Source organism: Actinoalloteichus hoggarensis (assembly GCF_002234535.1).
Taxonomy (GTDB): Bacteria; Actinomycetota; Actinomycetes; order Mycobacteriales; family Pseudonocardiaceae; genus Actinoalloteichus_A; species Actinoalloteichus_A hoggarensis.
The window spans coordinates 446,401-464,884 of record NZ_CP022521.1; the positions used below are offsets into that span (position 1 = coordinate 446,401).

Here is an 18,484-nt window from a genome sequence, read left to right on the forward strand (position 1 = left end):
CAGCCGCGTGGCCGAGACCCGGGCCAAGCCCGCTCGTCGACGCCGGAACAGCCGGTGAGCGCTCCCCGGACCCGAGGCCGGACTGAAGCGCGTCCCCAGCAGCCGACCGAGCCGACCGGGCAGCGTCGCAGGCGGCGCACCTTCGCCGACGGTCCCGGCCGCCCTGCCGCGACGGCGCGGGCCGGCCGGGCCTGCGAACCGTCGCACCCGACGCAGGGCATGTTCGGCGAGGCCGATCACGTGAGCGTCCCCGCGAACACGCGCCGCCACCCCGGCGACGGCGGCTCGGCGAGCACCGGACTCGTGTCGTTCGACGCCGACCGTCGACATCGCGCGGCCACCACCTCCAGCCGCCGGATCACGGCGGGCCGCCGCAGCCGTGCCTGGTCTGGCGTCGCGGCGTCGATTCCGGTCGCGCTGGAGTGCCGACCGCTCGACTGCCGAGCCGAACCCGTGGGATGGGCAGGCCGGCCTGCCGGTGCCTGTTGTCCAGGCGCCCGATGCCGGGGTGATGACTGCCGGCCGGTCGCGTGCTGCGCCGGTGCATGATGTGCGGCCTGGTGCTCGGCCGAGGTGCGCTGGTTCGACGTGTGCTGAGCCGACGTGCGCTGGGCTGACGCGTGCTGGGTCGACGTGCGCTGGGCCGATGCCCGCTGCCCGGATGTTCGCTGTTCGCAATCCTGCCGCCCGGACGCCTGCCGCTGAGCTGCTGGCGGCTCGGATGCCCGATGCGCCGGGGCTCGGCGCTGGGCGGCGCGCTGATCGGCGGCCCGAAGCCGCGCCCAGTCCGACCGCGACGGCGACCGCCGGGCCGGATGCGTGCCTCGCCACCAACGCCAGACGACGTCCACCGTCGGCAGCCCGATGCAGAGGGCGAGAAGCAGGGCGAAGAGCCGGTCGCCGCCCGCAGTCACGACGGCCGCCCGACGCTGCACAGGCGGAGCGGCCGGCGGGACGCCGTGAGCGGTGGAGTGGGTTCTCCGGCGACGGCCGTGTTCGGTGAGTCAGGCGGGCACGGATCGGCGAACAGTGCCGTGGTCATGGCTCCTCGCTTCCGGTGTGGTCGACCTGGGGCCGGTGGATTCCGGGCCGCGACTCGCAACGCATCTCGTGGGCGTCGGACGCCGGGAAGTCCGTGTCCTGGCGGCCGCACCAACAACAGGTGCGCGTCAACCGGCCGTTGCGTTCCTGTTCGGTCTCGCCCTCGCGTAGGCGCATCCACGGCTTCATCGGTCACCGCCGGGGAAGTAGTCGGGACGGTCAGACCGCCGTTCACCGGCATCGGTGGTGCGGAGCATGGCGCCGCAGACCGGGACGTCGGCGGTTCGGTACGCCGGACCGTGGCAACGAACGAAACCGACAGGCCAGCCGTCTGCCCACCTCATCGCGGTCTCGACTCCGCGTGCCGTCAACGGACGGCCCACCAGATCTGTAGCGCGCCATACCCGGCGCCTAGGGCTGTGAGGAGGAGAAGGAAGACGGTCATGAGCTCACCCCCGTGAGACGGGCCACCCGGTCTGCCGGGGGCACCATCGGATGGTTCGCCACAGTGGAACGTGCGTCAAATGGTGAAATCCGTTGCTGAGCGTTAATTTGGCATTACGATGTGCCACATGAGTCGCGCAACCAAAACGCCTCGCGCACGTGCCCTGGGTCACGCACTCCGCACACTCAGGAAGGAGAAAGGACTGTCGGCACGGCAGGTCGGCCTGGGGTTCGGCGTCCACTCTCACGTCATCGGCCGCATCGAAAACGCCACAAGATCGCTCGGAGCGAACGAGGTATCACGTCTGCTCGGAGTACTCCGAGCTTCACCCGAAGAGGCTAACCACGTCATGAAGCTTGCGGAGGGCCTCGGTCAGCCGAACTGGTATGTCTCCCAGTCGCACATCCCGGACCAGATCTCGATGCTGGCCATGTACGAACAAGAGGCTGAGTCCATCACCGCAGTGTCTCTCGTCCTCATCCCCGGTCTGCTCCAGACTCGGGACTACGCGAGGGCGATCATCGGCTCGATGATCCCCGATCCGGAAGCACGCGTCGTCGCTCGCATGGGTCGGCAGGACATCCTGAATCGAGAGAGCCCCGTCCGTATGACGGCGGTGCTGGACGAGGCTGTACTGACCCGGGCGATCGGTGGGCCACAGGTGATGGCGGCGCAGCTCCGACACCTGCTGCGCCGTATGGAGTCAGGTGCTGTGGATGTGCGCGTCCTGCCCTTCTCGACGGGAGTCCACGGCTCTTTGTCAGGGCCGTTCGACGTGCTGGAGTTTCCTGATGCCTCGCCGATCATCTACCTGGAGTCGCTGGGACGTGGCGAGTTCGTCGATGAGGAAGACGATGTGGACAGGTTTCTCGCGACGCGGGATAGCGTTCTAGGCGCCGCGATGAGCACCGCCGACTCCGCTGCGCTCATCGCGGCGCGGGCAGAACACCACGCAGAGAGCGAGGCATCGTGACGGTACACCTAACTGGATGGCATAAGAGCACCTACAGCGGCGTACAGGGAGGGTGTGTCGAGGTTGGCCACGCCCCCGGCCGGGTCGGCATCCGGGACACGAAGAACCGGGAAGGCGGCACGCTCGTGGTCGATCGGGCGGCGTTCGGAGCCTTCCTCGCGTCGATCCGGGCCGGCCGGCTCCGCTGAGCCCACGGCCGTCACCCGGTTGACGGGTTTCCGCAACAGGTTCACTTCAGACACACGACAGCATTCCGCCCCGTCGCCTCACGACAACGAGGCGGAATGCTGTCGACAGCGTCCCGACGTGTACTCGGGGTGAGGTGCTCGGAGATCAGGGCCTCAGATGCTGTCAGGCATCGTCCTTGTCGGTGCCGACGAGATCCTCGACCTTGTCGTCACCCTCGGACTAATAGTCCGAGCTGCGCTCGAACTCATCCTTCGGTGGGGTGCTGGTAGCAGCTGTGGCCGAATCGGGAGCGTACAGCCTGTACCGTGCGGCTGGACGCGGTGCCGTCTCCGAATGGCGTGGGGAGGCTTGCCAGCCGGGCGTTGATCTCTTGAGCATCGCGCAGCCAGGTCACAAGGGTCTGGCTGATCCTCTCGTCACCGGGAAGCATCCTATTACCGAAGCCGTGCTCGACTTCGGGCCGTTCGTTGCTGCGTCGGATGATGAGGATGGGGCGCTTGAGGATCGTGGCTTCTTCCTGGATGCCGCCCGAATCGGTAATGAGACCCGCTGCGTGGCGAATGAGGGCGAGAAGCACCGGATAGTCGAGTGGTTCAGTCCGTCGGAGCTGGCAGGCGATGTGGTCAAGACCGAATGTTCTGATGTTGCCCCGTGTCCGGTGATGTTGGAGGAACACGACCGGCATGGGTGACGCGGCCAGTTGGCGCAGAATGGCGCCGAGGTTGACGGGGCTGTCGGCGTTTTCTGGTCGGTGGATGGTCGCTAGCACGAATCTTCCGGGCTTCAGTCCGAGAACATCCACGATATGTTTCTGCTTCTGTGCGTCCGGCAGTGCGTTGGTCACAGCTTCGACGATGGTGTTGCCAGTGATTTCTATGCGTTCCGGGACGATGCGTTCGGCGAGGAGGTTGTCCCTGGCGAGTGAGTTGGGTGCGCAGCACAGGTCAGCGAGGTGGTCGATGAGCACGCGGTGGTGTTCTTCGGGCATCGCGCGGTCAAAACTGCGCAGGCCAGCTTCAAGATGCACGAGTGGTGTGCTGGTGGCGTTCGCTGCGAGCGCTCCGGCCAGCGCCGACGTGGTGTCTCCTTGCACGAGCACAGCATCCGGTTCGTGCAGAGTGAAGACCTTATCAAGGGCGGTCACGAGGATTCCAAGTTGATGACCACGGCTGATGTCGCGGTCGTCGTGGGCGTCGAGCATGATGTCCGGTGTGACCTGGTCGGCCATGCCAGCGCTGAAGTGCTGGCCAGTATGCACGACCAAGGCCTCGCGACCGAGGAGATCGGCGACCGGGCCGAGCTTGATGGCTTCGGGTCGGGTGCCCACGACGACGGCGATACGCAAAGGACGGTTGCTTGCGGTCACCAGAACACGTGCGTGCGTTCGCCCGCGCAGAAACGACGCGCGGCGACGAACAGACGCAGGTAAAGCTGGTCGAGTTTGAGATAGTTGGGGATTAGATCGGCCGTGGTCAGAGTTGCCTCGCTGTACTCAAGGCCGGTGCTGGTGCGAGTGGCGTAACAGGCGGGCACGGCGTCGGTGCTGCCGCTGGCAAGCGTGATCGCATCGTCCAGCGCGATCTCCACTAGGCCGGTCACCTCGGCGTCGGCGAGCGGAATCTCTTCCAAATCCACGTTCAAGGGGATCAGGTGCCAGTGCTGGAATTCGCGTTCGATGTAGTCGGGGGCAAGGGTGACGGCTGTCTGCCGGAGGCCGATTGGGTACAGGTCGCCGTAGGCGATATGCAGCCCGAGCTCCTCGTGGACCTCACGCACGCCTTCGGGGATCGTCTCGCCAGCCTGGTAGTGGCCGCCTACGGTGATGTCGGCGTAGTCCGGTCGATCGAATGTGTACCGCCCAGGAGCCTTCTTCTGAAGTACCACGCGCTGAGTGGTGGAGTTGATCGCGAGCGCCGAGAAAGTGCGATGCCACAAGCCCTTGGCATGGGCGATCTTCTTGTCTTCGGTGCCGATGTGTTCGTAGCGGTCGTTGAAGATGTCAACCAGTTTCACAGCTGTCCTCAGTGGCGGTCGGAGAGTTCGGTCTGGAGTTGCCAGTAAGTCTGAAGGGCCTCGAGGTATCGACGTGGTTCACCGACGGTGACCCAGCGCCCGGTGATCCGGTGGACCCGTACGTCGGCGGTCCGGGCGAGTTCCCCGACCGCAACGCCGAGATCGAGTTCTCCTCGAGCCCGCTCGGCTGGGACGAGCAGATCGAAGATCGACGGACGCAGGACCAGCCGGGAGACGACCGCTAAGGGCTCGGCGACGGTTGCGGGGTCAGGCCGTTGCCGGATGCCGATCACGCGGTCGGGATCGTCGGGATGGATGTCGACGACACCGAACGAGGCGATGTCGGCATGAGTGACCAGTTGCGCGGCGATCACGGCGTCGGCCCCGCTAGCGGCCAAGTTATGCATTGCGGCAAGGTCGTATCCACCCAGAAGCACGTCGTCGCCGAACGCGACACCGAACGACTCCTCGGCGGCGAGCCTGTCCCGGACAGTGAGCAGCGGAGTGCCGTTGCCGTAGCCGTGCCCGAGGTCCTCGGCGACCGCCTCCACCGGCACGCCCTCCTCACGCAGCACGTCCACGTACGCGGACACGATAAGGTCATCGGGTCGGGTAGCGACGATGACGGTGGAGGCTCCGGCGCTCACGCACTCGGCGATCACGTGGTCCACGGCGGGCCGATGCCCGATCGGCAGCATCTCCTTCGGGACGATGACACTGAACGGCCGGAATCGCGTCGCGTGCCCCGCTGCGGTAACCACTGCCGTCCAGCCGATGCCACTCATTGAAGACCTTCCATCGCGTTCTCCAGGCTGCGGACGAGATCGCCCACTGCGTTCCGCACGCCGAAGCTCATCTCAATACACGGCACGGTCGTCGCGAGGTGCTCGATAGCGGCGCTCGCCTGGCTGCCAAGTTGTTCCTCTGTCTTCCTGCGAGGGACTAGCCAGGGTCGAACCCAGAACTCATCGCGCGGAGTGAAGCAGCTCGCCGCAATGATTCGGCGGGCTGCGGCCATCGGCAGGCGACGCGCGCGGGTCGGCTCGTTGGTGTTCGTCAGTCTAGGAATAACCACTAGGCGCAACTTCGACCGGGCGATTAAGCGGGCATCGAATGCCTCGGCGAACTCCCGAGCGGTAAAGGAATGCTTGACCACCGAACCGAATTCTGCAGGCATCCTTTCCAATTCGCTGTGGCAGGCCGTTCGGCGGTGAAAAAGGCGCTCGAGCTCAGGAAAGTTGTGAATCGTGCCCCTTGCGGCGGGTACCGGCAATGGCACAGCGACGACGTGATCCCGCTGGTGGACGACGACCCGGTCATTGGATAGCAGGGCAGCGCCGGGCGATCGGAGGAGAGCGGCTGCCACAGTGGTCTTGCCCGCACCACGAGGCCCGCAGACCATCACGGCAATGCCGCCAACGTCGACACCGGCTGCGTGGAAGATGCTTCCACCCGCGTCCTCATAGGTGCGTAGCATGGCCTCCCGTATGAGCCGAATCGGGTACCGATGTGCATCGCCAGTGCCAGCATGGACAAACAGGTCGATGTCCTCACCGTGCGCGGCCACGGCGTACGCGCCTGGCTTGTGTTCAACGTTGTCCGTGGCGACGACGTAGTAGCGGCGACCGGTCGCTTGACGTGCCTCTTGCATCAGGAGCCCGACAACCGGCTCGACTATGCCGATGATCGGCGAGCGCCTGATGATCTCCGTGACTCGACGAAAGGTCACGTCGTCGGTGTGCACGCGGATGTTGAACGCGGCCAAGGCGCGTTCTCCGGGCGGCGTCGTCAGGAAGTCGGACAGATATGCGCGTTGCGTGGACAGCCATTCGGGTTGTGCGGAGATCCTGAACGGTACATCTCCAGCATGACAGGTCCACGTGGACAGACCGCTAGATGAACCAACTGACGAGTTCACGTCGGGCGAAGCTCCTTCACTGTCTGGGCGACCTGTTGGATGCGGTCAGCCCGTTCTGTCTCGGAGATATCACGAAACGCCCGAACGGAGGTCGGGGTGAAGAACTCCTGGACGCTTGCGGGTTCAATTTCCCCGGCCAACCCGCGCAAGGCCAGCATGGCCCGCGCCTGGAACCATGACGCGGGGAATGACGTCTCGGCGAGCGGAGCGAATTCTTGTGGTACCTGGTGGGCGAGGTCTTCTACTCGGCGACCGGCAAGGCTGATACCGCTGGTCAGCAGCGCACGTGCGGCATAGCCGATCAGCGCGTCGAGGATCACCGTGGTGTCGAAGCACAAGGCGGTAAAGAGCACATCGAACAAATTCGACGGCTTCGGGCGCATGCTCGGAATAAGCGGCGGCAGTACGTCTACTAGCACGACACGATCTTCAGCGAGGCAGAAATTGGCCAGGTTGCTGTCTACACGGGCGTCTGCGGAGTCCAGAGCACGCACCCACCCAGCGATCTCGATCACGGCGTCGACGAAACGTGATGGGTCGACTCTGGCGTAGTCGAGCAAGACGGGTCCGGCGACCCAGAGATGCCGCACCGCCAGAGGTCGAGTGTGTTCCACTGATAGGCCTGGAGGTAGGGTCACACCGGCTGCTCGGAGCCGGGATAGGTAGACGTTCATCCTGCTCGCGTCGATGTGATGCGCTACCATTGTGAAAGGAATTGCAGCCGCGTTCTGAACGTCCAGCACCTTGACTACGTCCTCGCCATCGCGCCGATGCGTGGCGAAGTCGCCCTGGCCGGTCATCAGGAGGAATCCCTACTACGGAGGAAGCTTTCGGCATCAACTGCCATCGCGCGGAATTCAGCAACCAGATCGAGCTTCTGACTGTCAGCCAAGGTGCTGGCGGCCGTTGCCGCAGCGGCGCTGGCTGTCTGAATCGAGGGCGGTGTGCCCGTGGGCAGGTGGCGATAGCCATCCTGAATCATGGCGGCTTCGGCGAGCTGGCCCACAGCGATCAGCAGACTTAGCAGTTGCCCGACTTCGTCAGCAGAGCCCGCCGGTCGGGTCGCAGGGAGGTCAGCAGGCTCCAGATCGGCGAGCATCGGCACACTGAGGACGGCCAAGAGCACGTCAGCCAGCTCGTCTCCGATGTTGGTGATCGGGCGATGCGGATCGTCGAGGTCAGTGGTGTCGGTTCCCCGCTGGCGAAGCAGGCACAGGGCGAGGTGCCCGAGTTGGACTGCCATCTCGGCGGCGGCCGTGGTCGCCGTCCACGGTTGCCGCACGGTGCTCGCAAATCCCGCGCGGAGCCGGCGCACGTCGGCGAGCACACAGATCAGATCGTCGGGTGTCATCCGGCATCTCCGATGACCAGCGGCAGGGCACCAGCCGTTCCGCTGCTCCAATAAGGGTCACTGTGCTGGCGGGCAATACGGACTCGAATGCCGAGATCGTGCGTCAGCGCGGCAGCGGTGTTAGTGGGTAGGGCCGCATGGATTACAACTTCTCCACGGTGACGATCGAAGGTGAACGGCGTGTCGGCGTGACCACGTCGGGTTAGTGCAGTTTGGATGGTCGCGTTCGTAGTGACAGGACGGTGAACGTTGTCCGCTTCGCAACGGAGACGTTGGGTGGTTGGGCAGTGGTTGCGTGCCGTGCATACGTCACTGCCGAATACGCCGAACCTGTCGGGTTGACCGAGAACGTAGGCCAAGGCGCAGGAGTTCGTGTGGAATAGCGGATAATCTGGCTGGCGCTGGTGGGTTTTGTGAATGAACTTCCAGAACGCCTCCGGGTAGACGCCTTCGGCTGTAGTGACCCCAGGAGTGGGGGCCAATTCAGGCCACAGTCCGGCTAGCCGGGGCAACGCTGCGGATTCTACCTTCAGGCCAGCAGCCACGGTGCAACGCGCGTAAGCCGCCGCCCAATCGAAGACCGCTTCCATCGTTCCGGTGGTAGAAGAATCCGGGAACGCAGGACGCCAGTAGTGTACGACTGGGACGCCAGCATGCGCCAGGCGTGGAAAATTTTCCTTCAAACCTTCGTGTTGAATACCGCGCTCCACTTCGCGCCCCAATCCAGAATAGCTCAAGTATACGATAATTCGCAGTCCGGATCGATGGGCGTTCGCTACTGTGTCGAGCGTGTCTTCGGGGATCGGACATTTTGTGATCAGGACGATCGGGTTATGAATCTTCTTATGGGCAAGTGCGGCTAGTAGATCGGTGAGGTGTGCACGGGATTTGGACAACGCCATCACGTCAGTCCATGTGTACAGTGCGACGGGGCGATCTGGTGCATAGTACAGCGACGCAGTGAGCAAATCGACTGTTTCTGCTGGTTCGGCCAACTGCTCGGGCCGGACTGCGGTCTGTCCTCGCTCATTTAAAAAACAGTACGAGCAACTCTTCGGGCAGCCCTGGATAGGGTTCACGGCAATCCACGTAGCATGCTGGTCTACGATCTCTGTCTGCGTCCGCATGCGCTTATATCGGCGTTCGTTGGCATCATGCGAGGTGTTCACCGTTCGCACTCCCTTGTCATCCAATCGTACATGCTGACCGAGAGAACTGGGTCTAGTCCCAGATCTTGAGGAATATATCTATCGGCCTCATCGGCTGGATAATTGAGTTCACGCAGATCGGAATTTTGAAGTAGAAGTGTCTTCCGGATGTCCTGGGGAACGCCTGCTTCGGCGCCGAGTCTGCGTATCTCGTGGACGTGTGGCCAGATGGATCCGGCGGTGCCGTGGTCGAAGATCTCTCGTCCCTCGCGGATGGTCGTCTCGGCCACCACGGCGGCGGCTCGTGCCTCGGTCAGTCGGGCATGTGCCCGGCGCAACTGCTCGACCACCTCCGTCACGGACATCACACGCCACCTCACTCTCGGTGTCCGAGATCATGGTGCCCGAACATCGAATTGAAGTCGACCGAGGTGGAGCTGCTGATTCTCCTGCGTAGACCCACGCTCAGAACATGCAAGAATAGTCAGGGATCACTCCGTTGGCCCGGTAATTCACACTCGACACTACGGGTGATTCACGTTTGATGCGTTCCGCCAGCGCCTTCCCCCGTTCGCGCCATGCTTCCTCCACCTTGACGCTCGGGAAGCCTGAATTTCGGTGATCGTCAGGCTTGAACGTGGCCTGATACTCGGCATCCCACGCTACGATGTCGGCGACCAGGTCGTCGGGAAGTTGCAATTCCTCTGCCGCGTCCTCGATGGAATGTCCATACTCTTCCGGGTCGGACCCGTGGTAATAAAAGGGATCTTCTTCCCATCCGGCCAACAGTGCCACTACAATAGAACGAGACAATTTAGCTCCTATGAAGACGTGTGCGGACTTTGTGCTTGAGTGAGATCGGATGCGCGCCTACAATCAACCCGTCGCGGGTGACGGTGATGGCAATACGTCGCCTTTCTCCTTTGAACACGACCTCGTACACCCGGCGGTTTACGCCACTATATCCAATGACCTCACCTCGTTCGAGAGCGGCGAACACCAGCGGGATGATATCTTCTTTAGGTACCCGCATAGTGCCGAACTGTTCGACACGCTGCGAGTCCAGAATGTGTTCCTCGCCGCCATCTGGATTCTTTCCTTCCACCCAGACGATCCGTCCGTCTGGCAGTTTGTTGATGCGGGTGACGTTCTGCGGGTTGATTACCGCGCCTGCGCGTTCTCGGTCGGCGATCCAGTCCGCTCTCTGTTCTTCGGTGGACGGAGCGCCGTGGTCGGTGGGTCCGGCGGCGACGGGTGACCGGTCCGCCTCACCGTCGGTCCGCGATGCTTCCGGCATCGACCCCGGCGGGTCGGCTGCTCCGCCGATTCCGTGTCCTGCGATGGAGACGCAGTAGTCGTTGATGATCTCCTGTGCCTGGATGATGGCGGTGTGGGCGAGGCGTACGTCGTCGCCTGCTTCGGCGCCGAGTCTGCGTATCTCGTGGACGTGTGGCCAGATGGATCCGGCGGTGCCGTGGTCGAAGATCTCTCGTCCCTCGCGGATGGTCGTCTCGGCCACCACGGCGGCGGCTCGTGCCTCGGTCAGTCGGGCATGTGCCCGGCGCAACTGTTCGACCACCTCCGTCACGGACATCGCACGGCCCCTTACTCTCAGTGTCCTCGATCATGGTGTCCGAACACTGAATCCCTGTCGAGGAGAGTTGCCGAATCCGGTGGCAACGTGCGGGCAGAACACGTGACAGTCGGCACGGGCTCGGCACACGAGGCCGACCTGTTCCCTGTGTGGTCGGCGGCAGAGGCGCGCGAAACGGCAAGGAGAACGGCGCGTTCGTCAGTGGTCGGGTATCGCGGCCGTCCTGCTCATGCCGATCGGTGCCGGCGGCTCGCCGGGCTTCTTGGCGGTCATTCGTCCGTCAACGGCCGGCGCCAATAGGGCGATCGAGGCCGAGGTATGCGGTCCCTCGACATGGTGATCGGGAATCGGGCCTTTTCGGGTCGGTCTCCACACCTTGTGCGGCGGAGAGGCCGGCGTGATCCCATGTGATACTCGACGCATAATGGCGTCGTCGATCTGGGGTGGCGAGAGATGGATGAACTGATGTATCGCTCGGTAGACGGGCGTTTAACGGTGCGTCACGTGCGTCTTCAGGGGACCAACGAGGAGATCGGGGAATCGCTCGGTAAGACGGCCCGGTCGCGATATCAGGTGTCTCCGCAAGATCTGCTGCTGCCTGCCGATGTCGCGGCCGGCCGGCGCGAGTGGGCAGCCCGACATTACCCGGAGCTGCTGCAACGTGGTGCGGGGATCGCGCGTTCCTTCGGTCTGGACCCGTCTGACCCGGAGGTCGACGCCCTCGGGGTCGGATTCAACGTGGCATTGCCCGTACCTCCTCAGGTGATGGGCTGTTCGGTGGTCGCCGCTCCGACGACTGATTCGGGAATCGTGTTGCAGCGCAATTTCGACTTCGGCTTCCTCTCGCTCCCGGAGATGATCCTCGGGCCGGGCGCCTACCCGGAGGCGCCCGCGATGCTCAGCGAGCCTTACCTGATGGAGATTCACCCGACCGACGGCGGAATGAGCGCACTGTTCATGTGTGCCTTCGACCTGTGTAACGGCGTGATCGACGGAATGAACGAAGCCGGCCTCGTGGTCTCGTTGATGCAGCTCATCGACCGAACCGACTCGGAGTTCGCGCCACCCGCCGTCGAGCCCGGATTGAACGAATTCGAGGTGCTGCGTTTCCTCCTCGATCGCTGTCGCACCGTCGGGGAAGCCCAGCGGGTGTTCGAAGAGCAGCGGCCTTACCTGTCCTGGCTGCCTTGTCATTACGTCATCGCCGACGCCGACGGCGCCGTGATGCTGGTCGAGCCCGACGACGCCGGGGTGATGCAGATCCGGACGACGCGGGACGGGCCGATGTGCTCGACGAATCACAGCCTGCTCCGGCAGTTGCCGGACTCGTCGCGGAACGACCCGGAGATCCTCGGCTCGCTCGACCGCCTGCGTGTGCTGACGGACACCGTGGTCGCCGACTCCGCCGGATCGTTCGGCTCCGACCGGCTCGCCGCCGCCGCGGGGCAGGTCGCGGTGAGCACTCGCCGGCCGGAAGACGGGTCGGTGCTCGGCGGCACTCTCTGGTCGGCCGCGTATCGACCCGGAGATCGTTCGCTCTCCATTCGCTACTGGGCGGGGCCGGGGGAGACCGACGGCTCCCCGGACTTCTCGCCCGAGATGCGCTTCGCCCTCGCGCCCGCCTAGTGATCTCCCGGCTCGATTTCGCCGCGCGTCAGCGATCCCGACGACCTCTGATCGGGACGACCACCGACCGATCCCTTGCGCCGCCTTCGACAGCGGATCGGGCGGATCGTGGGAATTGAAGGAAGGCGGGTGTGTTGTTCTGGGGGGACCGCGGAACGACACACTCGCCATGCCTCGTCGCTCCGCGGCAAGGGACCGGTCGATCCACGAACGTCGCGTGCTCCTTCGGAGAACAGCGCACACCGCCGTCGTCGACGTGATCACCACGCCGCTCCGCCTCTGCACGGGGGGAGGAGAGATCTCGTACCGCCCGGCGGAACAGGACTGCGAGTGCGGAGCACTCCTCGCCCTGCCGGCATGGTGCGCGATCCCCGAATCGACGTCGGGCTGGCCCTCGCCCGGCAAGCGGTCGGCCGGCGTGACAGACGACCGGGACGAGACTTCGCGGAGCTTCGGGCACGATGGAGGAGGATCAGCCCGCGAACGCCGTCGACCGGAGGCCTGGCAGGCCGCCTGACACGCCGTCCGAGATCGTCAGCCCCGCGACGCAGGCACGTCGGAGGCCACGCGGTGCGGCCCGCCGGCTAGCCTCTCGGCCATGACCTTCCCCGACACCTTCGGCGGGCTGGAGCTGAGCCCGGCCCTGGAGCACCCGAACCTGCTCGCCGATCCGGTCGCCGCCGGGTTGCGGGCGCTGCCCGAGGCCGCCGCCGCCCGCTTCGCCGTCGCCGCCATCGACCCGGACCTCGCCGACACGGCCGCGTTGACCGAGCACTACGGGCTGTCGCTGGAGGTCTCGGCGAACTGCGTCGTGGTCGCCGGGAAACGAGAGGGGGAGCGCCGCTTCGCCGCCTGCCTGATCCTGGCGAACACGCGAGCCGACGTGAACGGCGTCGTCAAGCGTCGGCTCGACGTCCGCAAGGCCTCCTTCGCCCCGCAGCAGGACGCCGTCGACCTCGCGGGCATGGAGTACGGCGGCATCACCGCCGTCGGGCTGCCCGCCGAGTGGCCGCTGCTGATCGACTCGGCGGTGGTGGCCGCCGACTGGGTCATCATCGGCAGCGGCCTCCGACGCAGCAAGCTCGTGGTCCCCGGCTCGGTCCTGCCCGAACTGCCGCACGTGGAGGTCACGCCCGGCCTCGGTCGTCCTACCGGCTGACACCGCCCCGGCGGCTCATACCGCCCGGCGGAGGTCGTCCCTCGAAGGCCGCCCGACGGCGCGCCTGCGCCGGTCAGCCGGTTGAAGCCCTCCGGCGACGGCCGGCCGGCCGCGCGCTGTTCCTCCGTCGAGCCCGCCGGCCGCTGATGCGACCCGGCGGGCACGACGGTCGCCGTCCGGGCGGCGTCCGGGACCTGCTAGAAGACCACCGTGCGGTTGCCGTGCATGAGCACGCGGTCCTCCAAGTGCGAACGCAGGCCTCGGGCCAGCACCACCTTCTCGATGTCCCGGCCCTTGCGGACCATGTCGTCGATCGAGTCGGTGTGATCGACCCGGATGACGTCCTGCTCGATGATCGGGCCCGCGTCCAGCTCCGCCGTCACGTAGTGGCAGGTCGCGCCGACCAGCTTCACGCCACGCGTGTGCGCCTGGTGGTACGGCCGCGCGCCGACGAACGAGGGCAGGAAGCTGTGGTGGATGTTGATCGCCCGGCCCGCCCATGCCGCGCACAGCTCCATCGGGAGCACCTGCATGAAACGGGCCAGCACCACGGCGTGCGGGTCATGGGAGTCGACGATCTTGCGGATCTCGTCGAACGCCGCCAGCCGCGCGGTCTCGTCGGTCCCCGCCTTGGGGAACCGGACGTGGTGGAACGGGATGCCGTGGGCCTGGGTGACGGCGGCGAGCCCGTCGTGATTGCCGATGACGGCGCACACCTCGACGTCCAGCTCGCCCGCCGCCACCCGACCCAGCAGGTCGTACAGGCAGTGCGCGGCCTTCGACACCAGGATCACGACGCGCTGCCGCTCGCCGGTGTCGCTGATCCGCCACTCGGTGCGTTCGCCGAGGCTCGCGGCGACCGGGGCGAACCGCTCGCGCAGCTCGTCCGCCGTCAGCTCCAACGAGTCGACGCGCACCTCTTGGCGGGTGAAGAACCAGTTGGTGTCCGGATCGGTGTGGTACGACGCCTCGACGATCCAGCCGCCCAGCTCGGCGAGGAAGCCCGCGATCGTGGCGACGATTCCCGTGCGGTCCGGGCAGCCCAGGGAGATCACGTAACGGCGTTCAGCTCTCGACACGGTCACTGAGTGTGGCAGCCCCGCTGACCAGGCTCGTCGGCGCGGTACCCGGCATGTCGGCCTCGCCGTCGGAATCCCGCGCGGTCCACCCGGCCGAGGCCCCGAGGCTCAGCCGGGTGACGTCCTCGGCCCGATGCCTTCCAGCATGAGGGTCAGCATCCGGTCGATCCCGGTGTCGTCCGGCCCGACGCGGTCGGGGTCGTGGAACCCGGCGGCGGCAAGGACGCCGGCGACGAGCCGGATCAACTCGGCCACAGTGAGATCCGGCCTGATCTCGCCCGCCTCCTGCGCCCTGGCGAGCAGGGCCGCGCCGCTCCGGCGCAGCAGCTCGTGACAGGACAGCTCCCGGCCGGACTCGTCGTCCCGGAAGGTGATCGGCGCCGTGGCGGCCATGCTCTCGACGACGCCCGCGTCGGCGAGTACCCGGCTCAGCCAGGTGCGCAACGCCGTTCCGGGGGACGGCGCGTCGAGCAGCTCGCCTGCCAGTGCCGACAGGCTCTCGATCCGGTCGCGGAACACCTCCTCCACCAACGCCTGGCGGGTGGGGAAGTGCCGGTAGAGGGTCCCCGGGCCGACGCCCGCGCGCGTGGCGACCGCGTCGAGCGGGGCGTGCACGCCCTGTTCGGCGAAGAGCTCGCGGGCCGCCAGGATCAGGCGTTCCCTGTTGCGTCGGGCATCGGCGCGCAGGGGTCGCGCCGCCCCGGTGCTCGACGGGGTGTCGTGGTCGGTCATCGGACTCCCGCGTTTACCGGAGACTGTCTCCGGTTATGCTCGTCTCGTAGCGGAGACAGTCTCCGCTTCCTTCGGCCCAGTGGTCGTTCCGCCGGGACGCCTACGCCGCCATGGTCCCCGACGCCGCCGCGCGACGTCGGGGGAGCGGGACGAAGCAGTCGACGGTGACGAGGAGAACGCGATGACCGAACACGACGTGCGCCGCCTGCCCGAGCTGGGCCGCGTCGGCGTCTGGACCAACGGCACGGCCTGGCAGTCGCCCGCCCGCAACGCCGAACTCGCCGTGGAGGTCGAAGAGCTGGGTTACGGCGCGGTCTGGTTGAGCGAGGGCGTGACCCGCGACCCCTTCCTCGACGCCGACACCATGCTCCGCGCCACGAGCCGGCTGACCCTCGCGACGGGGATCGCGGTCCTCGCGCTGCGGCAGCCATGGGCGGTCAACACGCTCACCGCCCGCCTCGCCGACGCCCATCCGGACCGCTTCCTGCTCGGCCTCGGCACCAGCAACCCCGCCTTGGTCCAAGACCTCCTCGGCCTGCCCTTCGACAGGCCGCTGGCCACGATGCGCGACTACCTCACCGGGCTCGACCAGGCCCGCGCCACCACCGTGGCCATGGGGCTCGAGCCCGCCGCACCTCGGCAGCCCCGAGTGCTCGCGGCCCTCGGACCGAAGATGCTGGCCTTGGCGGGCAGCCACGCCGAGGGCGCCCACTCCTACCTGGTGCCGCCCGAGCACACCGAGCTGGCACGGCGGACACTCGGCCCCGGCCCGCTGGTCGTGCCGGAACAGGCGGTGGTGCTCAGCACCGATCCCGAGGTGGTGCGGCGGCGGGCACGGGCCCACGTGGCGAGCTACCTGGCGCGGCCCGCCTACCCGGCCAACTGGATCAGGCTCGGCTTCACCGAAGACGACCTCGTGGACGGCGGCAGCGATCGACTGGTGGACGCCGTGGTCGTGGGCGGCGACGCGGAGACGATCCGCGCCCGCGTGCGGGCCCACCTGGACGCGGGCGCCGACCACGTCTGCATCCAGGCGCTGGGAGACGATCCGACGGCGATCGACGTCGACCAGTGGCGAGCGCTGGCTCCCGCGCTGCTCTCCTGATCGGCCGCACTCGGGATTCAGCTGATACCCGGCTCGGTCGGCGACGACCGCTGACGTGCGCCAAGGCCCGCCACGAGAGGCTTTCCGCAGCGTCTCCGGTGATCCGCGGCGCGCCTCTCGATGGGACCTGCGTGTTCCGCGCCGGCCGCACGGCGACGGAGCCTCGTGCCACAGGTGAGGACGAAGGTCGGCGGGTCCCGCTCGGCTCGCCCGCGTCCCCGTCACGTCGTCATTCGCGCGGCGAGCAGGCGGCCCACTGCCGAGGATGGATCGGGGCCGGGCGACGCGCGTCGGTGCGGATCGCGCTGCTCAGGCACGCGGGGGCGGCGCGGTGGCCCTGACCGGTCCGATGGTGCTCGACGCACCCGGTCGGGGCCGTCCGCACCGGTTGGACACGCTTCGAGGACGGCCGCGCCACCGGCTGCGAGGGCGGCATGGATCTTCGCGGCGACGTGAGACTTCGTGGTGACACGGCCCCGCCCACGACACGGCCCCGCCGATCCTCGTCCATGTCCCTTCCCCCGTCGGTCTCCGCCGCAGACGGCGAGCCGGCCGCGCCTTGGCTGCTCGACGATGTCGACCGAGGCCGGCCGAGGCGGGCCGCCGGACGTCGCGGCCTGAGCAGCTCCTGCGGCCTGCGGAGAACGAGCCGGGCGAGCGGACCCGACTCCAGCACCGGACGCCCCGCGCCCCGACGCCGAACGGCCTCGACTCGAACCGAACCACAGGACCGGCGGCACACCGGCGGCGGACAGCGCACCGGCTCAGGACGCAGGCGCCACGCTCGCCCAGTCGACCGTCAGCTCCCCGAGCCTGCTGCCGCGTCCGGCGTCCCGCACCGGCCAACCTCGATCGGCCAGCCGGGCCGTCGTCTCCACCCAGCGCGCCCGTGGACCGAACGGGCTCCTCGGCGCCGCGTTCGCCCAGCAGGCGTCCAAGTCGGCGAACAGGGCATGCACCCGCTCACCAGGCACGTTGCGGTGGATCAACGACTTGGGCAGCCGCTCGGCCAGATCCGACGGCCGCTCGATGTCGGCCGGACGACACGCCAGGGTGAGGGTCGACGGCCCGGCCTCGGTGAGCGTCACCCAGCAGCACCGCCTGCCGATCTCGTCGCAGGTGCCCTCGACGAGCAGCCCGCCGGGTGCGAGCCTGCCGAGCAGCGTCCGCCACGCCTCGGCCGCGTCGGCCTCGGCGTACTGGCGCAGCACGTTGAACGCCCGCACCAGCACCGGCCTGCGCCCCGCCAGCTCGAAGCCGCCCCTGGCGAACTCCAACGCGGGCGGCGCCGCCGTCGGCATCGCGGCCGCGACGCGCTCCTGGTCGATCTCCAGCCCGAGCACCCGCACATCCGGGCGCACCACGCGCAGCCGTCGCGCCATCTCCAGCGTGGTGACCGGCGACGAGCCGTAGCCGAGGTCGACGACCAGCGGGTCCTCGGCGGCGCGCAGCGTCCGCGTCACCACCGTCGCCCCGGTCATCCACCGGTCCACCCGCCGCAGCCGGTTCGGATTCGTCGTCCCCCTGGTCGGCAGCCCCAGCGTGCGAGCCCGCCCGGCCGCCAGCCGGGGCGCCCGTTTCGCCATGATCCGCGTCAGTCCGTCGGCCTGCCGGCGATCACGTCGAGCGTGAAGCGCGATTCGGCGTTCAGCAGCTTGCCGACCTCCTCGGCCACCAGACCCTCCACCATGCCGCCCATCAGCGGGATGCGAGCCGTGACGGTGCCGGTGCCGAGCATCTGCGCCCCGATGCCGTTCTCCTCGACGAGCATCCGGCCGTCGATCCGGACACGGGCGCCCTCCACCTCGGCGATCACGACGCCCTCGTACCGCTGGTCGTCGACGCGGGTCCACGTCTCGGTGCGATCGATCACGATTCCGTTCGGCGCCAGCGAGCGCACCGCCTTGGGCAGGTCGTCGGCGGAGATTCCGTGGCGCAGCCGCACCGTCGCGCCCGTGTCGTCGGCCTGCCTGCTCACCAACGCGGCGTTCGGTCCGCCCAGTCGCCGCAGCCTGCCCGTCAGATACTCCTCGTCGACGAGGAGCCGGTAGAGCTTCGCGGGCTTGAGGTCATCGGTGCGGACGCTGAACTGGATGGGGCGGGCCATGACA

Annotated in this window: 19 protein-coding genes; 5 read left to right on the forward strand and 14 right to left on the reverse strand. The window is 67.0% G+C overall.

The annotated features are described in order from the left end of the window. The first annotated feature begins 1,613 nt into the window (after window positions 1–1,613). Window positions 1,614–2,459 (forward strand): helix-turn-helix domain-containing protein, encoded by an 846-nt coding sequence (locus AHOG_RS02025; protein ID WP_157736586.1) that lies wholly within the window; start codon window positions 1,614–1,616, stop codon window positions 2,457–2,459. Further along, the gene (locus tag AHOG_RS02030) at window positions 2,456–2,647 is read left to right on the forward strand and encodes a DUF397 domain-containing protein (RefSeq protein WP_093939846.1); all 192 of its coding nucleotides are present in this window, start codon (window positions 2,456–2,458) and stop codon (window positions 2,645–2,647) included. Before AHOG_RS02025 ends, AHOG_RS02030 begins: the two co-directional genes overlap by 4 nt. A 245-nt stretch (window positions 2,648–2,892) precedes the next feature. On the opposite strand, the gene wecB is transcribed toward AHOG_RS02030, so the two are convergent. From wecB to AHOG_RS02070, 10 genes are all read right to left on the reverse strand, one after another. Further along, entirely contained in the window at window positions 2,893–4,014 is a 1,122-nt protein-coding gene (gene wecB / locus AHOG_RS02035; RefSeq protein ID WP_245856511.1) for a non-hydrolyzing UDP-N-acetylglucosamine 2-epimerase, read from the reverse strand. Next, a complete protein-coding gene (locus tag AHOG_RS02040; protein ID WP_093939847.1) occupies window positions 4,011–4,661 on the reverse strand; it encodes an NUDIX hydrolase in 651 nt (216 codons plus the stop codon). Before AHOG_RS02040 ends, wecB begins: the two co-directional genes overlap by 4 nt. An 8-nt stretch (window positions 4,662–4,669) precedes the next feature. Continuing rightward, window positions 4,670–5,446: a sugar phosphate nucleotidyltransferase gene (locus AHOG_RS02045; protein WP_093939848.1), complete on the reverse strand. Its 777-nt coding sequence runs from the start codon at window positions 5,444–5,446 to the stop codon at window positions 4,670–4,672. Beyond that, window positions 5,443–6,579 carry an AAA family ATPase gene (locus AHOG_RS02050; RefSeq protein ID WP_157736587.1) on the reverse strand — a complete coding sequence of 379 codons (1,137 nt, stop codon included), beginning with the start codon at window positions 6,577–6,579 and terminating at the stop codon, window positions 5,443–5,445. The genes AHOG_RS02045 and AHOG_RS02050 overlap by 4 nt, the downstream gene beginning before the upstream one ends. After that, window positions 6,576–7,379, reverse strand: coding sequence for a hypothetical protein (locus AHOG_RS02055; protein WP_157736588.1), 804 nt, complete (start codon window positions 7,377–7,379; stop codon window positions 6,576–6,578). The genes AHOG_RS02050 and AHOG_RS02055 overlap by 4 nt, the downstream gene beginning before the upstream one ends. Further along, window positions 7,379–7,930 (reverse strand): hypothetical protein, encoded by a 552-nt coding sequence (locus AHOG_RS02060; protein ID WP_093939851.1) that lies wholly within the window; start codon window positions 7,928–7,930, stop codon window positions 7,379–7,381. Before AHOG_RS02060 ends, AHOG_RS02055 begins: the two co-directional genes overlap by 1 nt. Further along, entirely contained in the window at window positions 7,927–9,099 is a 1,173-nt protein-coding gene (locus AHOG_RS02065; protein ID WP_245856512.1) for a hypothetical protein, read from the reverse strand. Before AHOG_RS02065 ends, AHOG_RS02060 begins: the two co-directional genes overlap by 4 nt. Further along, on the reverse strand, window positions 9,096–9,443 hold the full coding sequence (locus tag AHOG_RS28200; RefSeq protein ID WP_157736589.1) for a hypothetical protein: 348 nt from the start codon (window positions 9,441–9,443) through the stop codon (window positions 9,096–9,098). The genes AHOG_RS02065 and AHOG_RS28200 overlap by 4 nt, the downstream gene beginning before the upstream one ends. Window positions 9,444–9,543: 100 nt before the next feature. Beyond that, complete coding sequence (locus AHOG_RS28205; protein ID WP_157736590.1) at window positions 9,544–9,873, reverse strand: hypothetical protein; 330 nt, start codon at window positions 9,871–9,873, stop codon at window positions 9,544–9,546. Between the two features lie 19 nt (window positions 9,874–9,892). Continuing rightward, window positions 9,893–10,672 carry a hypothetical protein gene (locus AHOG_RS02070; protein WP_093939853.1) on the reverse strand — a complete coding sequence of 260 codons (780 nt, stop codon included), beginning with the start codon at window positions 10,670–10,672 and terminating at the stop codon, window positions 9,893–9,895. A gap of 453 nt (window positions 10,673–11,125) precedes the next feature. Here AHOG_RS02070 and AHOG_RS02075 point away from each other — a divergent pair, with 453 nt between their 5' ends. Together AHOG_RS02075 and AHOG_RS02085 are read left to right on the forward strand one after the other, a co-directional pair. After that, window positions 11,126–12,298 (forward strand): C45 family peptidase, encoded by a 1,173-nt coding sequence (locus tag AHOG_RS02075; protein WP_093939854.1) that lies wholly within the window; start codon window positions 11,126–11,128, stop codon window positions 12,296–12,298. A 598-nt stretch (window positions 12,299–12,896) separates the two neighbouring features. Beyond that, entirely contained in the window at window positions 12,897–13,457 is a 561-nt protein-coding gene (locus AHOG_RS02085) for a YbaK/EbsC family protein (RefSeq protein WP_093939856.1), read from the forward strand. A 197-nt stretch (window positions 13,458–13,654) separates the two neighbouring features. Here the strand turns inward: AHOG_RS02085 and purU are convergent, their stop codons facing one another. Both purU and AHOG_RS02095 read right to left on the reverse strand, forming a co-directional pair. Then, window positions 13,655–14,536, reverse strand: a complete 882-nt coding sequence (gene purU, locus AHOG_RS02090) for a formyltetrahydrofolate deformylase (protein WP_093944074.1) — start codon at window positions 14,534–14,536, stop codon at window positions 13,655–13,657. Window positions 14,537–14,644: 108 nt separating this feature from the next. Continuing rightward, window positions 14,645–15,268, reverse strand: a complete 624-nt coding sequence (locus tag AHOG_RS02095) for a TetR/AcrR family transcriptional regulator (protein WP_093939857.1) — start codon at window positions 15,266–15,268, stop codon at window positions 14,645–14,647. Between the two features lie 181 nt (window positions 15,269–15,449). Here AHOG_RS02095 and AHOG_RS02100 point away from each other — a divergent pair, with 181 nt between their 5' ends. Next, window positions 15,450–16,373 (forward strand): TIGR03620 family F420-dependent LLM class oxidoreductase, encoded by a 924-nt coding sequence (locus AHOG_RS02100; RefSeq protein ID WP_093939858.1) that lies wholly within the window; start codon window positions 15,450–15,452, stop codon window positions 16,371–16,373. 764 nt (window positions 16,374–17,137) lie between these two features. Here AHOG_RS02100 and AHOG_RS02105 read toward each other — a convergent pair. Together AHOG_RS02105 and AHOG_RS02110 are read right to left on the reverse strand one after the other, a co-directional pair. Then, window positions 17,138–17,959, reverse strand: coding sequence for an SAM-dependent methyltransferase (locus AHOG_RS02105; RefSeq protein WP_093939859.1), 822 nt, complete (start codon window positions 17,957–17,959; stop codon window positions 17,138–17,140). Between the two features lie 8 nt (window positions 17,960–17,967). Continuing rightward, the gene (locus tag AHOG_RS02110; protein WP_093939860.1) at window positions 17,968–18,480 is read right to left on the reverse strand and encodes a DUF2505 domain-containing protein; all 513 of its coding nucleotides are present in this window, start codon (window positions 18,478–18,480) and stop codon (window positions 17,968–17,970) included. Window positions 18,481–18,484: the final 4 nt, after the last annotated feature.

Bases quoted from the DNA above. Each gene is read 5' to 3' on its own strand.
- AHOG_RS02025 (WP_157736586.1), top strand. From the start codon at position 1,614: ATGAGTCGCGCAACCAAAACGCCTCGCGCACGTGCCCTGGGTCACGCA.
- AHOG_RS02045 (WP_093939848.1), bottom strand. From the start codon at position 5,446: ATGAGTGGCATCGGCTGGACGGCAGTGGTTACCGCAGCGGGGCACGCG.
- AHOG_RS02055 (WP_157736588.1), bottom strand. From the start codon at position 7,379: ATGACCGGCCAGGGCGACTTCGCCACGCATCGGCGCGATGGCGAGGAC.
- AHOG_RS02060 (WP_093939851.1), bottom strand. From the start codon at position 7,930: ATGACACCCGACGATCTGATCTGTGTGCTCGCCGACGTGCGCCGGCTC.
- AHOG_RS28200 (WP_157736589.1), bottom strand. From the start codon at position 9,443: ATGTCCGTGACGGAGGTGGTCGAGCAGTTGCGCCGGGCACATGCCCGA.
- AHOG_RS02070 (WP_093939853.1), bottom strand. From the start codon at position 10,672: ATGTCCGTGACGGAGGTGGTCGAACAGTTGCGCCGGGCACATGCCCGA.
- AHOG_RS02075 (WP_093939854.1), top strand. From the start codon at position 11,126: ATGGATGAACTGATGTATCGCTCGGTAGACGGGCGTTTAACGGTGCGT.
- AHOG_RS02085 (WP_093939856.1), top strand. From the start codon at position 12,897: ATGACCTTCCCCGACACCTTCGGCGGGCTGGAGCTGAGCCCGGCCCTG.
- AHOG_RS02095 (WP_093939857.1), bottom strand. From the start codon at position 15,268: ATGACCGACCACGACACCCCGTCGAGCACCGGGGCGGCGCGACCCCTG.
- AHOG_RS02100 (WP_093939858.1), top strand. From the start codon at position 15,450: ATGACCGAACACGACGTGCGCCGCCTGCCCGAGCTGGGCCGCGTCGGC.
- AHOG_RS02105 (WP_093939859.1), bottom strand. From the start codon at position 17,959: ATGGCGAAACGGGCGCCCCGGCTGGCGGCCGGGCGGGCTCGCACGCTG.
- AHOG_RS02110 (WP_093939860.1), bottom strand. From the start codon at position 18,480: ATGGCCCGCCCCATCCAGTTCAGCGTCCGCACCGATGACCTCAAGCCC.